This window comes from Runella salmonicolor (assembly GCF_024158025.1).
Classification (GTDB): domain Bacteria; phylum Bacteroidota; class Bacteroidia; order Cytophagales; family Spirosomataceae; genus Runella; species Runella salmonicolor.
Map to the genome: position 1 here is coordinate 19,595 of NZ_JAMZEL010000027.1, position 16,292 is coordinate 35,886.

At 48.3% G+C, this 16,292-nt stretch carries 7 protein-coding genes; 4 read left to right on the forward strand and 3 right to left on the reverse strand.

Annotated features, from left to right (window positions below):
* Nucleotides 1-15: 15 nt before the first annotated feature.
* From NCI00_RS29055 to NCI00_RS29070, 4 genes are all read left to right on the forward strand, one after another.
* Nucleotides 16-4,026: a non-ribosomal peptide synthetase gene (locus NCI00_RS29055; protein WP_253533437.1), complete on the forward strand. Its 4,011-nt coding sequence runs from the start codon at nucleotides 16-18 to the stop codon at nucleotides 4,024-4,026.
* A complete protein-coding gene (locus NCI00_RS29060) occupies nucleotides 4,026-4,709 on the forward strand; it encodes a 4'-phosphopantetheinyl transferase family protein (protein ID WP_253533438.1) in 684 nt (227 codons plus the stop codon). The genes NCI00_RS29055 and NCI00_RS29060 overlap by 1 nt, the downstream gene beginning before the upstream one ends.
* Before the next feature lie 230 nt (nucleotides 4,710-4,939).
* Nucleotides 4,940-6,304 carry a Gfo/Idh/MocA family protein gene (locus NCI00_RS29065; protein WP_253533439.1) on the forward strand — a complete coding sequence of 455 codons (1,365 nt, stop codon included), beginning with the start codon at nucleotides 4,940-4,942 and terminating at the stop codon, nucleotides 6,302-6,304.
* Between the two features lie 248 nt (nucleotides 6,305-6,552).
* Entirely contained in the window at nucleotides 6,553-8,976 is a 2,424-nt protein-coding gene (locus NCI00_RS29070; RefSeq protein WP_253533440.1) for an ABC transporter permease, read from the forward strand.
* A gap of 264 nt (nucleotides 8,977-9,240) precedes the next feature.
* Here the strand turns inward: NCI00_RS29070 and NCI00_RS29075 are convergent, their stop codons facing one another.
* The 3 genes from NCI00_RS29075 to NCI00_RS29085 form a co-directional block, all read right to left on the reverse strand.
* Nucleotides 9,241-10,158, reverse strand: coding sequence for a T9SS type A sorting domain-containing protein (locus tag NCI00_RS29075; RefSeq protein ID WP_253533441.1), 918 nt, complete (start codon nucleotides 10,156-10,158; stop codon nucleotides 9,241-9,243).
* Between the two features lie 52 nt (nucleotides 10,159-10,210).
* On the reverse strand, nucleotides 10,211-12,361 hold the full coding sequence (locus NCI00_RS29080) for an Ig-like domain-containing protein (protein WP_253533442.1): 2,151 nt from the start codon (nucleotides 12,359-12,361) through the stop codon (nucleotides 10,211-10,213).
* Nucleotides 12,362-12,445: 84 nt separating this feature from the next.
* On the reverse strand, nucleotides 12,446-16,292 hold a 3,847-nt coding region (locus tag NCI00_RS29085), incomplete at its 5' end, for an Ig-like domain-containing protein (protein ID WP_253533443.1).

Genomic DNA, 16,292 nt, shown 5'->3' on the forward strand with positions numbered 1-16,292 from the left:
AAAATGATTTGAGTTATGACCCATATTGCCTACCACTTTACCCCCATTGACTACAACCCTTTTGAAGGGACAAAAATTGAAAAAACAGCCCCCGCAACGGAATCACAGAAAGAAATTTTTATTTCTACGCTTATCGGCGAAGATGACGCCAACCGGGCTTATAATGAATCGTTTACGCTACTGCTTTCAGGCGACCTGAACGTTCCTGCTTTTCGAGAGGCATTTGCTGACTTAGTCCAGCGCCACGAATCGCTCAGGACAACCATCAGCGCCAACGGAGAAAAAATCATCATTTTTGAAACGCCATCGTTCCAATTAACGGAAGACGATGTTTCTCCCCTCGCCCCCGCCGAGCGAGAAGCCTACCTGCGCCGCCTCGCCGACGCAGAAGCCGATACGCCTTTTGACATCGTTAAAGGACCGTTGTTTAGGCCATACCTTATCAAAACAGGCTCTGATACGTGGCAGTTTACGCTGACGGGGCACCACATTTTGTTTGACGGTTGGTCGTTGGGTATCCTCCTACAAGACCTCGGGAAGTTGTATTCGGCCTATGCTACAAATACGTTTTCCGCGCTGCCGCTTGCGGTTCAGTATGCCCAATATGCCAACGAGCGCAAGCAATTCGAGCAAACGGAGGAGTACGCAACCATTAAAAAGTTTTGGGTAAACCAGTTTAAAAACAACATACCCGTCTTTGATTTTCCGACCGATTTTCCCCGGCCGGCCACTCGTTCGTACTCAAGCCAACGTAATGATTACCCCATTGCTCCGTCGCTGGCGGCGGCACTCAAAAAAGTGGGAGCCCAAAACGGATGCAGTTTCATCACCACCCTTATTGCGGCGTTTGAGGTCTTTTTGTATAAGGCCTCTGGGCAAAAAGACATCGTTTTTGGACTGCCCACCGCTGGACAGTCGGTGACGGGCCATACCCACCTCATTGGTCACTGCGTCAATATGTTGCCCATGCGGAGTGCTCCTACCCCCGAACAGTCTTTTACCGACTATCTGAAAGCCCGCAAGTCGGCGATTTTGGATTGCTATGAGCATCAGCAGCTTACGTTTGGCAGTCTACTAAAGCTCATCAATATCCCCCGCGACCCGTCGCGGGTTGCGCTCGTGCCCGTATCTTTCAATGTGGACTTGGGCATGACCAACGACGTTCATTTTGAGGGACTTTCTTACAGGCTTATCAGCAATCCGCGCCATTACGAAACCTTCGAATTCTTTCTGAATGCCAGCGGCTCTGAACGCGAAATGACCTTTGAGTGGTCGTACAATACCAACCTCTTTAAGGCTGAAACAATCCAAAAGTTACACTGGCATTTTGAAGCTATTTTGCAACAGGTGGTCGAAAAACCAGCCATCCTGCTCCGCAACCTGCCAGGAATCGTGCCCATTTCCGACGGCCGTACCTACCAAACCTTAAATGATACCCTAACGCCCTACCCAGCCCATAAAACCGTTGACCAGCTGATTGCCGAAACGGCAGCGGACTTCCCCTCGGCGGTGGCGATTAATTTTAAGGGAACAAAGATGTTGTACGCCGAACTAGAGACTAAAGCCAATCAATTTGCGCATTATCTCATCGAAAGCGGTATCCGCCACGGCGACATTGTGGGGCTAGCCTTGGAGCGCTCTCTGTATCTGCCAGTGGCCATTTTGGGGATTGCAAAAGCAGGCGCGGTATTTCAGCCCATTGACCCAGATTATCCGTCCCAACGCGTCAATTATATATTGGAAGATGGGGGCGCAAAAACGCTGATTACGTCCCTCAAATTCAAAACTCGGTTTGAGTCGGTCATCAATACCCTCTGCATTGAGGTGATTATTCCATTGTTGAAAACGTACCAAACGACCCCACCGACGCTCTCCCGAAGCAGTCGCGATTTGATTTATATTTTGCACACTTCTGGCTCGACGGGCAAACCCAAGGGCGTGCAGATTGAACACCGCAATGCCGTCAATTTGCTGCTGAGCATGAAACACGCGCCCGGAATGACCTCCGACGATAAGCTACTCTCCATCACCAGCATCTCGTTCGACATCTTTTACCTTGAGCTTTTTTTACCGCTCATTTCGGGGGCCACGATGGTCATGCTCAATTCGGCCGACTCAAAAGATGCCCGCGAAATCATTGAGTGTGTTCAAAACGAAAAAATTACGGTCTTACAAACCACGCCTTCGGTTTGGAATAGCATCCTCGACGTGGCCGACAATCTTTCGTTGCCACTCAAAGCAATCTGCGGAGGAGAAGCCTTGTCGAAAGATTTGTCGAAAAAGATGTTGCGCAAAGTAAATGAAGTTTGGAATGTGTACGGTCCTACCGAAACCACCATTTGGGCAACGGTCAAGAAAATTTCTGACAACGATGAAGTCATTACCATCGGAAAGCCTATTTTCAACACTCGCATTTACCTGCTCGATGAGCAGCGACAGCTCGTTCCCGACGGAGCCGTGGGTGAAATATACATTGCCGGTGACAACGTAGGCCGGGGCTATCTGCACCAACCTTCCCTTACGGCCCAACGATTTTTGCCCGACACCATTTTGAATCAGCCCGAGCAAAAAATGTATCAAACAGGCGATTTGGGCAAACTCTTGGAAAACGGCGAGATTCAATGCCTTGGCCGGATAGACCAACAGCTGAAAATCAACGGGTTTAGGATTGAACCCGGCGAAATTGAACACTGCATGACGCTTGCCAATGTCGGAGTAAAGCAGGCAGTGGTCAAGCCAGTCACCCGAAACAACATTACGGTGCTTGCCGCTTTTTATACATCGGAGCCCAACCGGCAAGCAATGACGCCCGCCGCTTGGAAACAACTGCTGCAAGGTTACTTGCCAGCTTATATGATTCCTGAACAATACGTTGTTTTGCCAGAGTTTCCGTTGACACCCAACGGAAAAATTGACAAAAACAGTTTACAATTACCCGGAAATCTGCCCGCGCCAGCTCCGCCCAAAGTAAACTCTACGTATACTACGACCGAATCGACCGTCGCAAAGGTATGGCGTAAAGCACTGAACAATAACGACATTGAGCTTGACGACAACTTTTTTGAAGTCGGTGGGCACTCATTGATTGCGGCGCAAGTAATGCAGCAAATTTATCAGGTAACGGGTAAAAAACTTCCACTTGCTATTCTTTTTGAAAGTCCAAGTGTTCGATTGCTTGCCGCCGCCCTCGACCGAATCCAGGGAAAGGCTACCTACCGGGCACTGGTTCCCATCCGGCCCAGCGGCACCAAAACGCCCCTTTTTCTAGTCCACGGGGCAGGTCTAAACGTGTTGATGTTCTCTCCGCTGACCTCCTATTTTGACGAAGAGCAGCCCATTTATGGTCTTCAGGCCCTCGGTCTTGACGGCAAAAAAATAGAAACCGACACCATAGAGGGCATTGCTGAAATCTACAACAAAGAAATTCTGGAAGCTAATCTGGGAGATGAATACGCCATCGTGGGCTACTCTCTGGGCGGAGTGATCGCTTTCGAAATGGCCAAACAATTGAAAAAGATGGGTAAAAAGATAAAACTTCTCGGAATGATTGATACGTTTATCGACAACGAGGACTACCATTTATCGACCCTTGAACGTTACAAAACCAAGATTTTAAGACAACCCAAAAAGCTTACATTTATCTTTCAAAACTTGATAAAAGACCCTCAGGAAACCCTTCGCTATCAGGCCTATATCTCAAAAGCAAAGGTTAAATCAATGCTTAATAAAGCCATTCCTGACAAAAGCACCCCCATTCCACTGGAAGACCGCATTAATCGTCATTATGAAAACGCCTATCTCAATTATAAGCTCACTCCCTACGACGACGTGATTTGCCTTTTCAGAGTGGCCAAAAGGATTTATTACGTTGATGACCCCGTCTACTTGGGCTGGAAACCGTATTCGCCCCAAGGTTTGATGATAACCAACGTCCCAGGAGACCATAAGACTTTCCTTCTGCCTCCCAACGACCGGGTGTTTGCCCGGAAATTACAAAAGGTTCTCAACAAGCCTATCATCAAATAATGGAGGTATTTTCTTTTCGGGAATGGGATACCGAGGCTTTTTTAGAACTACAAAAGGTAAAAACCCAAATTGTTTTTATCCATAGAAACCACTACGTGACGCTGGAAGATGCCATTTTAGCGAATGTGAACTCGGAAGAAACGGCACGCGCCAGCCGTTTCTTCCACTCCAAAAACCGTGAAGTATACCTGCTCGGCAAGTACGTTTTACGGAAAATCTTAGCCGCGCAAACGGGCCTTGCCCCCCAAAAGATTATTTTTTCGAAGACCCACACCCATAAACCTTTTTTTGAGGGGCAGGAGTTTAACCTCAGTCATTCTGGCGACCATATTTATCTTGCTTTCAGCCCTTTTGAGGTGGGGATTGATGCCGAAAAAAACAACCTTGACTTTGACCTTCAGCCCGTTGTCGATGCCTGTTTTTCGGAGGAAGAATCTGCAATGCTTTCAACCAAAGAAGATCACAGACACAATTTCTACACGATTTGGACCCGAAAGGAAGCTTTGCTGAAAGCCACGGGCGAAGGGCTTTGTGATGACATGAAACAAGTACCCGCCATACCCAGTCAGGTACACCGAAATGGTCAACTTTATTTTCTCGCTACTCGCCGCCACGAAGACTACATTGTCAGCTATGCCACATCTCATACCGACCCCGAAGTCATAGGGTGGGAATTTGCGTAGCCAAGAGAATTAAGTTCAGCATACATTCTTCAGGTTCATATTAAAGAATCGAATTTTTTAATGCCTAATAGAATTTCAAAAGATTCTTCCTGACAAACTATTCCTAGCACACGGCTAGTAAGTAGTATAATTTTCAGGCAATAACAGGTAAAAAAAGAATAGGCGATGCCTTATATTGCTGTTATTCATATACGTTTCAACCTATAACATCATCTAAACCTCATAACCACATGAAAAATAAACCTACCCCCGAATCGCGGCGGGAGTTTTTGGTCAAAGCCGCCACCGCCGCCATGGCCGCTCCACTCCTGTTTAGTTCGGAGGCCAATGCGGCCCCGTCAAAACTCCGTCATGCCTGTATTGGTGTGGGTGGAATGGGCTGGGGCGACTTGCAACAATTCAAAAAACACGCAAACGTGGAAATCGTGGCGCTGTGTGACGTAGACGAAAAAAACCTCAAACGTGCCGCTGAGTTTGTTCCTGGCGCACGCACCTACACCGACTGGCGCGAATTATTCAAGGCCGAATCGGCCAACATTGATTCCGTTAACGTCAGTGTGCCTGACCATAACCACTTCCCCATTGCGGTAGAGGCCATCCACCGAAAAAAACACGTGTATTGCCAAAAACCCATGTGTCATGATGTAGCTGAGGTTCGGGAATTAACCAAAGCCGCCGTCAAAGCGGGCGTTACGACCCAGCTTGGCACGCAAATAGCCTCTGGTATGGGCGACCGTACGGCAGTGCAGTTAATCAAACAGGGTATCATTGGCAAAATAAAACACGCCTATTTGTGTTCCAACCGCCCAGGGGCCGTAGCCAGATACCGATTGGTGGGTCCGCGCCCCACGGAGGCCCACGAAGTACCCGCCCATCTGCATTGGGATCAGTGGCTGGGCACCGCACCCGTGCGCCCCTACGCGCCCGACATTTATCACCCCGCCATCTGGCGTACGTGGCAGGATTTCGGTACGGGCTGGTCGGGCGACATTGGTTGCCATATTTTTGATGCAGTGTGGAAAGGCCTCGGCATGAAAGCCCCACTGTCGGTGATTGCCGAAGTCCAAAAATCATGGAAAGACTCCCCCGAGCGCCGTGCCGACACTTGGCCGCAGGGAAACCACATTACGTGGCAATTTCCGGGCAATGAACTAACCGCTTCAAACACCTTTCAGGCTGAGTGGTTTGACGGTGAGTTTTACCCGCCGCAAGAAATCCGGGATTTATACAAAGACGGCGAATACCCCGCCGAATCGGCGATGTTGATTGGTACGGAAGGCGCGTTATTGATTCCCCACCAAAAAATGCCCGTAGTCATTCCTTTCCCCAACGGTAAAGTAAAAGACTACACCCTGCCCACATTGGCCGAGCGCAACCATTATCATCATTTTGTGGATGCGTGTTTGGGTGGTGAAAAAACCGAATCTCACTTTGCGCAATCGGGCCCCATGACCGAAGCGGTATTGTTGGGTACGGTGGCGATTCGTGTTCCCGACCAATTGCTTGAATGGGATTCTGTCAAAATGAAATTCCCGAATTATCCCGCTGCCGAGAAATACCTACGCCGCACCTATCGAAAGGGCTGGGAGGTTTAACAAATACCGTTTGAAAAAGCGAAAAACTGCTACACCGCTCTATCGACTCATAAAATGAACCGATAGAGCGGCTTTTTATGAGCCTCATCCAAGTGTTTTTTAGTGTGAGGCAAAGTTGTGATTAACACAATTCATCCCATTTTTATCCCGGTTTACATCATTTTTTCATGCAGCTGATAATACCTTAGTATTCTTGCCATCGGAAACTATTGCCTAGCTATTCGCTAACCTTTTTATCAACCGGGAACATGATTGGAAGCTACATCAAAACATCGAGACGCAACTTATGGCGCAACAAGCTATTCTCGGCCATCAACATTGTTGGCCTTGCTATAAGTATGTCGGTAGGGTTACTGCTAATCGCGTTTATGCTCGACCTGCGTTCTTACGACAGGTTCCACCACAACGGTGAGAGAATCTATCGTATTACCAACATACTGACCGAAAATCATGAGCAAAGCGGCAAGTTTGCCACCACGTCAATAAAGACCGCAAAACTTATCCAACAGAAAGTAGCTGGCGTTGAAGACGTGGCTATTATGCACAACGACTTTTCGCAAGACGCGAAAGTTGGCGACAACATTCTCCCTATCAAGGGCTTCTGGGCGAATCCGTCACTATTCAGGGTATTTACGTTTCCGATGTTGGAAGGCAACCCCCACACGGCCCTAAATGACCCTTACTCGATTGTTCTTACAGAGACCGCAGCGAGAAAGCTATTCGGCCACCAAACGGCGCTTGGTAAGTCAATCAATTTCAATGCACTTGATTACAAGGTGACCGGGGTAATGAAGGACGTGCCCTTTTTTTCGCACATCAAGTTCGAAGCGTTGGTGTCGCTCTCGACCGCCGAGCAGCTCAATAAGACCAACAACAACTTCGAAAAATGGACAAGCATGTCGTCGAACTATGTATACCTCCTGCTGCCCGAAAATGTCGACAGAGCTTCTATCCAGTCGCAGCTTGACGCCCTTGCAAAGGAAGAAAATCTCGCCGAAGAAAACATTGAAATCCAACTTGAGCTTCTTCCTTTATACGATATTGTGGTCGGAGAGAATCTCCGTCACTCCGAAGGTGGGCCTGGCTCCGTGGGTCCTCACATGCCTCTGGTCATGCTGTGGATACTTGGCGGGCTTGCACTCATTGTGATATTGTCGGCGTGTTTCAACTATACCAATCTTTCGATAGCACGTGCCATGCGCCGCTTTAAGGAAGTAGGGCTTCGCAAAGCTATCGGCGCTGGAAAGAGTCAGGTATGGCAACAATTTTTAGTGGAAGCAATTATGATTTCCCTAGCCGCCCTTTTTCTTTCATACTTCATCTTTCTCTTCATGCGCCCCCTGCTGATAAATCTGGCTCCAGAGATTCAGCTCATGGTGAAGCTGGAGCTTACTCCGCTTATGGTCGCAGCTTTTATCGTCTTTTCGGTTACGGTAGGTGTGATAGCAGGCCTTATGCCCGCACTATTCTTTTCGAAAGTCAGCGCAATCAGTGCGCTCAGGAATGTATCCTCGGTAAAAGTGTTCAAACACGTCACCCTCCGACGCGCCCTGGTGGTGATTCAATACTCGCTCACTTTGATTTTTATAACCACCACCGCTATTGGCTACGTTCAGTATAAAAACATCCTTGCCTTCGACCTGGGATACCGCACCGAAAACATCCTAAACATCAATATGCAGGGTAATAAACCCGATGCGCTTCTCAAAGAACTAAGCGAGATGCCAGAAGTTACGGCCCTGTCGCGGTCGTTAATCATCACCAGCGTTGGAAATGCCTGGGGTGGATTTATGAAATACAAAAATTCGCGAGACTCCGTTTTGGTTATGACCAACCACGTCGATGAAAACTATTTGACGCTGCACGAATACAAGCTCGTGGCGGGCGGAAATTTTATGGCACGACCCACTACAACCACCGCCGCTACAGAAGTAATCGTGAACCAACAAGTCTTAAAACGATTTAACATTGGCAGCAACGACCCCCAGAAAGCAATCGGGGAAGAAATCACATTCAGTAGTTTCCACGGAACACGCAAGATGACCATTGTTGGCGTAATGAAAGACTTTCACTACGGAAAGGTCGACAACCTTGTGGGGCCAGTAGCCTTCATGTTCTGGACACCCGAAGACAGAGCAATCATTAATGCCAAAATACAAAGTAGGGATATTCCGACGACCATGGCTAAAATCGAATCGGCATGGAAGAAAATCGACCGTGTTCATCCATTTCAGGCTGAATTTTATGACCAAGCAATAGAAGAGGCATACAGCGAATTCTCAACCATAATCAAAATCATTGGCTTTCTTTCATTCCTAGCCATTTCGATTGCATCAATGGGATTGTTCGGCATGGTGGCGTTTACGACCGAAACCCGGCTGAAGGAAATCAGCATCCGCAAAGTGATGGGCGCAAGCTCTGTTACCCTTATTTACTTATTGAGCCGCAGTTTCCTCATACAGCTGTCGTTATCGACACTCATCGCACTGCCCGTAACTTACTTTTACTTCGTAAACGTTGTGCTCACCCATTTTCCGTATCACACACCCGTCCAAATCACCGAGCTGTTGGTGGGTTTGCTGGTGGTATTGCTGATTGCATTCATTATGATCGGTTCGCAGACGATGAAGGCAGCGAGGAGCAATCCAGTGGAGGTCCTCAAGAGCGAATAAGGGTTTCCTATATATCCTATCAAGCGCAATTGGCAACCTAACGCCCACAAGGGCAAACACGTAGAAAAGCTCCCGTTACCTGAGTTTCGGAAGCCAAGTGCTACGTAAGCTCGTGAGGGATGGTACGTAGCACTACACCCCCATAGGAGATCGACCTGATTGTAGTCGATAACCATTAGAACATGTTTTATAAATTATGTTGCAGGTCTGAAAGACATGATTAATTAGGTTGAAGCTATTTTAGAGATAGCTATTCATCCTCCATCACTCTACCTTCACAAATTTTTTGGTTATTATTCGCTTATTTAGCTCCGTACGAATCAGATAGGAACCCGAAGATAGCTTATCAATTGATAAAAGGAGGGTATTGACCCCTTTTTTAGCTTGCAAACGGTGCTTTTGTAGAGTAGTGCCTTTTAAGTCAATCAAATCAAAGACAACAGGCGCATCATTTACTTCCGAAAAGTACTTGATCGTCAATAGGGTGGTTGCGGGACTAGGATACGTAATCAAACTACGCTCTTCAGGCAGAACGTCAACACCCTCCGATTGGAGAAGGCGGGCGGCCAAGTCCCTCAAAACAAGGTTCAACGTAGTCGGCTGCGCAAATTGCTCTAGAGGTAAGGCTGATGCGGCAGGACGCTGCCCTGATCGTGAGTAAAAACTATTACCCACATTCAACGACAACGTTTTATCTGCAATCTGAATGAAAGGGTCATTCCTATCCAATACCTGTACTTGCTCTGGATGTTCTGCAGCAGAACTTCCTTCAAAACTAAACAGTGCTACTGGTTCGTCTCGCTTAAATGCACCATAATTCGTTTCGTTGGCTGATTTACCAATCACATAGTATTCATAGTTACTACTCAAACCTGCCTTTAAAAAAGCGGACTCTTGCCCCAATTTCGCAGGATTTTTATCCCACGAGCCTCGAATATCTTTCAGATTCGACAACACAAAGCCTGCTGGTACTTTCAGCGTAAACTGAGCCGTAGCTCCTTTTTCTTCAGTATCGGGATTATGGACGTTGGGCGTATCATAATCAGGCACTACCCATGCCGTGTAAGTTTTGTTGGACTCGTCGTAGGTGACTAAATATTTAACACGGAATGAAGACAATTCCTGTGCAATCACTGTCTTAACCAATCCCCAAAAAGCAATCAATAACAGGTATTTTTTCATAGTGGTCTATTTTGTATGAGCAGCACTACTTGTCGAGGTGCTGCTCATGATGTTACTTTCTAATTTTGGTGACAATTACTGGCACACAGAAATTAACTGGACAGCAATTGTCGCCAGCCTCAATGATTAATGGACAACATCCACTAATAGGACACGCCACATTCGTAGCCGTAAAAGTGTAACTCCCCGTTTCTGACAGTAAAATTGTATTTCCTGTTCCCACCTGAGTTGCTCCTTTAAACCAGACCACATTTGTATAAGTCGTGGGGACAGAAGCTTCCAATTTATTACCCGAACACAATTTATAGGGAACCGTCACACAGGTCTGATCCTCATTATTGGCCTTGTTTGCGTCGGTTTGGTCTAGACTTTTAACTATGGCATAGTTAAAAGATATTCCCTCAGCAATCACTTTTGCCGTTACAGTCAATAAGGCACTGTCGCCCGAGGCCAGCACAGGGATGGTCCAAAGCGGCGTAGTAAACGTACCTTTGGTTGGAGTTCCCCCTGTCAATTGCAATCCTACCCCCACACTGTCTTTCACTACTACATTTGTGGCAGGGTCGGGCCCCTGATTTTTGACCACTATCTGATAGCTTACTACGTCATTGAGGGCCCGGGTTTTGCTTCCTACCAACGTTTTGGTTATTTTCAAGTCGGCATTTCCAGGAACAGTAAGGCCCGTAATAATATAAACAGTGGCCTGGCTGCAACCTTTTGGGTTAGCATTGTCACAGACTTCATATATAAACTGATCGAAGCCTGTATAACCAGCGTCGGGCGTATAAAGAAACGTGCCATCAGCGTTCAGCGTTACCGTTCCGTTGGAAGGACCTGATATAGGCGTTGTATTCACCGTAATTTGGTCTCCTTCAGGGTCTTTGTCGTTGATCAGAACATTTCCCGCAGCCGTACCAGTAGGTGTCCTGATAAAGGCATCGTCGTTAGCAAGAGGTGGCGAATTACTAGCATCACGTCCTAATACCTCTAAATCTACGGTTGCGGCCGTACACAACTGTGGGTTACCATTGTCGCAAGCTTGGTAGGTAAATTTATCATTGCCAAAAAAGCCTGGAAAGGGTGTATAAGTATATGTACCATCTGCATTGAATGAAACGCTACCATTAGTAGGATCGGTTAGTTTAGTAGCAGTCAATGTTTGTCCTGGATCAGGGTCTATGTCATTAGTCAATACATTTCCTGAGACTGGTAATTCGAACTTTGTAACTGCTATATCCCCCAAGGCAATTGGTGGATTATTGGTCGCAACTGGGTCCCGCACGATGATAGAAACCTGAGCGGTATCACAAACAGCAGGGCTTCCACTGTCGCAAACTCGGTATTTGAAGATAGCGGTTCCTACAAAAGTAGCAGTAGGTGTATAGAGATAAGTACCGTCGGCGTTGAGGCTCAACGTACCAACGCTAGGCTGCTGCACCGGTGTAGTGCTCACTACCAAAGGTCCTGTACCCGTACCTGTATTGTCATTGAGTAGTACATTCCCCGCTACAGCTACGCCCTTATTGGTAATGTTGTTATCGTCATAAGCGTAAATTATGGGCGAAGCACAAGAAGCCACTGGTCCCAAAATGGCGACAAATTGTTCTAAAGGTACGATGTTTCCTCCTGAAGGCTGACCAGAACGAGAGTAAAAGCTATTGGCCACATTTAAGGAATAGGTTGCATCAGCAGCTGAGATAAATGGGTCACCAGGGGGCAATGGTTTTACAGGGCCAAAACAGCCATTACCTTTAAAGCTAAATAAAGCCACGGGAGTTCCAGCAGTAAAAGTACCGTAGTCAGTCTCGGCAGGAGTTTTGCCCACCACATAGTAATTCAGTGTAGTGTCTAGTCCTGTCCAAGTTTGACCAGCATTGCCTGGACCGAATTTAGTAAAACCCGAATCGCTTGGCTTAGCCCAGGTCCCTTTAATGTCGGTAATTTGGGTAATAACAAAGTTTTTCGGTACCACAATTGTAAATTGGGCCGTGCTTCCTTTTTCAGTGGTCCCTGTATTAAAATTATTGGGGGCAACGTTGGGAACAGAATAATCGGGAACTACCCAAGCCGTATAGGAAGCATTAGTGGCATCGTACGTAATTTTGTACTTAACCGTGTTGGCAGAAATTTGGGCTTTGATGAAAGTAACAGCCCCCAACAAAACTGCCCATGTGAGAAACGAGAATCTTAGAATTTTTTTCATTTTAATTTTACGTTCTTGTTGTCTGTGCATATTTCAGTTTAGAGGCAGAGGGGGCCATAAGACCTACCTCTGCCTTTTATTTAGTTAGGGTATCTGTTCTTTTATCTTGAAGAAAGGTTGCACCAATACATTTCCAGGGTGGTTCTTGATGACGTTCTGGTAAATGAACTCTACATCGTTGGTCGTCCCTTGGAAAATAACTTCTCCGTTCAAGTTGATATCACCTGCGTAATACCCTTTGAGTTTGTAGAAAGGAGAGACAAAAATGTTTCCGGTAGCATTGATGACTTGCTGATAAATCACGTTTACATCGTTGTCACTACCTTGGAAAATTACTTCGTGTCTGTTGTCTAACGTATTGGTATAAAGTGCATTTCCTGCCCACAAAGCTCTTCCCTGCTCTACCACTACCTGGGCCTGATTGATACTGGCACTGCTGAAAGTAAAGGTGGGAGTATTTGCCTTTCGGAAATCAATCACCGTGCAACTTTCGTTCAAAGCTGTCTTTTGGGACATAACTCCAAGGTGATTGCGGTGACGAATAACAACGTAGTAATTGCCCGAACCTGCCTGACTGAACTTCACCGAACTGACTCCATCCACATCTACAATGTCGCCATCACGTTGAATTAAAGCCGAACGACTGTCTACCACTAAGGTCGAGTCATTACCACTTCTCAATTCGACAAACACCCAATCCACAATTGCATTGGCCCCTGCTGGACTAGTTGGCCCTACCACAGACAAAGTAGTGGTATTGGCATTGGTAATTCCGCTCATGCCCATGGCAGGGTAAGGACTTGTGACAGGAATCAATCCTTTCGTGCGCAAATCGTCACGCATCAACGTATCAGGAAGAACAACACCGAACAAGGCCCCTTGCAGGTAAGCTTTCGGTAACAGACATACATTATTCGCTGGCTCTAACACCGTAATGACCAACGTCGCCGTGTCGCACGCTACGGGACTGCCGCTGTCGCACACTTTGTATTTCTGACTCACCGTCCCCACAAAGTTCGTCGCGGGTACGTAAGTATACGTGCCGTCGGCGTTCAGCGTCAAGCCCGTCACCATACTACCCAACGTACTGAACGTCAATGGAGTATTGTTGTCAGGGTCGCTGTCGTTGGACGCTACCGTACCGCTCACCGAGGTGTTCTTCGTCGTTACGTTCGCATCGTCGACCGCTACTGGGGGCTTATTGCCCGCCAACGGTGTCGCCAACACTTCTACGCTCACCGTCGCCGTGTCGCACAAACTTGGACTTCCATTATCGCAAATCCGATACGTGAAGCTGTCTTTGCCCACAAAGCCCGTCGTGGGCGTGTACGTTACCGTACCATCAGCGTTGAAGACGACCGTTCCGTTTACTGGATCACTCAACTTCGTCGGTGCACCCAACGTGCCGTTGCCATCGGGGTCAAAATCGTTGGCTTTCACCACAATCACCACGGGCGTGTTCTGGTACGTCTGACTGTTATCGTCCGTCGCTACTGGCTTGTCATTGGCCAACGTCGGTAACGGTAGAATGTTGATCGTCACGCACGCCGTGTCGCATTGGCTTGGATTACCGTTGTCGCACACCTGATAACAGAATTTATCCGTCCCCGTTACCCCGGGATTAGGTGTATAGGTATAGCTGCCGTCAGCGTTCAGTACAACCGTTCCCTTCGTCGGTGGAGTCGTCGGCGTGGTACTTACCGTCAATACGCCTCCCTCGGGGTCTAAATCGTTCGGCAATACATTGCCACTCACTGGCTTATCCTGCGGCGTCTGCGTGATGTCATCCGTCGCAATTGGCTTCTGATTGGTAGAGTCTAACACCGTAATGACCAACGTCGCCGTGTCGCACGCTACGGGACTGCCGCTGTCGCACACTTTGTATTTCTGACTCACCGTACCCACAAAGTTCGTCGCGGGTACGTAAGTATACGTGCCGTCGGCGTTCAGCGTCAAGCCCGTCACCATACTACCCAACGTACTGAACGTCAATGGAGTATTGTTGTCGGGATCGCTATCGTTGGACGCTACCGTACCGCTCACCGAGGTGTTCTTCGCTGTTACGTTCGCATCGTCGACCGCTACTGGGGGCTTATTGCCCGCCAACGGTGTCGGCAACACTTCCACGCTCACCGTCGCCGTGTCGCACAAACTTGGACTTCCATTATCGCAAATCCGATACGTGAAGCTGTCTTTGCCCACAAAGCCCGTCGTGGGCGTATACGTTACCGTACCATCAGCGTTGAAGACGACCGTTCCGTTTACTGGATCACTCAACTTCGTCGGTGCACCCAACGTACCGTTGGGCGTACCACTTGCATCGAGGTCAAAATCGTTGGCTTTCACCACAAGCCTCACCGTCGTGTTCTGGTACGTCTGACTGTTATCGTCCGTCGCTATTGGCTTGTTGTTGATAGACGGCTGAAACGCAAAGATGTTGATCGTCACGCACGCCGTGTCGCATTGGCTTGGATTACCGTTGTCGCACACCTGATAACAGAATTTATCTGTGCCCGTCGCCCTTGGATTAGGTGTATAGGTATAGCTGCCGTCAGCGTTCAGTACAACCGTTCCCTTCGTCGGTGGAGTCGTCGGCGTGGTACTTACCGTCAATATGCCTCCATCAGGATCAAAATCGTTTGGCAATACATTGCCACTCACTGGGGTATCGTGTAGCGTCTGCGTGATGTCGTCCGTCGCAATTGGCTTCTGGTTCGCTGGCTCTAACACCGTAATGACCAACGTCGCCGTGTCGCACGCTACGGGACTGCCGCTGTCGCACACTTTGTATTTCTGACTCACCGTACCCACAAAGTTCGTCGCAGGTACGTAAGTATACGTGCCGTCGGCGTTCAGCGTCAAGCCCGTCACCATACTACCCAACGTACTGAACGTCAATGGAGTATTGTTGTCAGGGTCGCTGTCGTTGGACGCTACCGTACCGCTCACCGAGGTGTTCTTCGTCGTTACGTTCGCATCGTCGACCGCTACTGGAGGCTTATTGCCCGCCAATGGTGTCGCCAACACTTCCACGTCTACCGTCGCCGTGTCGCACAAACTTGGACTTCCATTATCGCAAATCCGATACGTGAAGCTGTCTTTGCCCACAAAGCCCGTCGTGGGTGTGTACGTTACCGTACCATCAGCGTTGAAGACGACCGTTCCGTTTACTGGATCACTCAACTTCGTCGGTGCACCCAACGTGCTATTGCCATCGGGGTCAAAATCGTTGGCTTTCACCACAATCACCACGGGCGTGTTCTGGTACGTCTGACTGTTATCGTCCGTCGCTACTGGCTTGTCATTGGCCAACGTCGGTAACGGTAGAATGTTGATCGTCACGCACGCTGTATCGCATTGGCTTGGATTACCGTTGTCGCACACCTGATAACAGAATTTATCCGTCCCCGTTACCCCGGGATTAGGTGTATAGGTATAGCTGCCGTCAGCGTTCAGTACAACCGTTCCCTTCGTCGGTGGAGTCGTCGGCGTGGTACTTACCGTCAATACGCCTCCCTCGGGGTCTAAATCGTTCGGCAATACATTGCCACTCACTGGCTTATCCTGCGGCGTCTGCGTGATGTCGTCCGTCGCAAGCGGCTTCTGGTTCGCTGGCTCTAACACCGTAATGACCAACGTCGCCGTGTCGCACGCTACGGGACTGCCGCTGTCGCACACTTTGTATTTCTGACTCACCGTACCCACAAAGTTCGTCGCGGGTACGTAAGTATACGTGCCGTCGGCGTTCAGCGTCAAGCCCGTCACTAAACTACCCAACGTACTGAACGTCAATGGAGTATTGTTGTCGGGGTCGCTGTCGTTGGACGCTACCGTACCGCTCACCGAGGTGTTCTTCGTCGTTACGTTCGCATCGTCGACCGCTACTGGAGGCTTATTGCCCGCCAATGGTGTCGCCAACACTTCCACGTCT

Bases quoted from the DNA above. Each gene is read 5' to 3' on its own strand.
- NCI00_RS29055 (WP_253533437.1), top strand. From the start codon at position 16: ATGACCCATATTGCCTACCACTTTACCCCCATTGACTACAACCCTTTT.
- NCI00_RS29060 (WP_253533438.1), top strand. From the start codon at position 4,026: ATGGAGGTATTTTCTTTTCGGGAATGGGATACCGAGGCTTTTTTAGAA.
- NCI00_RS29065 (WP_253533439.1), top strand. From the start codon at position 4,940: ATGAAAAATAAACCTACCCCCGAATCGCGGCGGGAGTTTTTGGTCAAA.
- NCI00_RS29070 (WP_253533440.1), top strand. From the start codon at position 6,553: ATGATTGGAAGCTACATCAAAACATCGAGACGCAACTTATGGCGCAAC.
- NCI00_RS29075 (WP_253533441.1), bottom strand. From the start codon at position 10,158: ATGAAAAAATACCTGTTATTGATTGCTTTTTGGGGATTGGTTAAGACA.
- NCI00_RS29080 (WP_253533442.1), bottom strand. From the start codon at position 12,361: ATGAAAAAAATTCTAAGATTCTCGTTTCTCACATGGGCAGTTTTGTTG.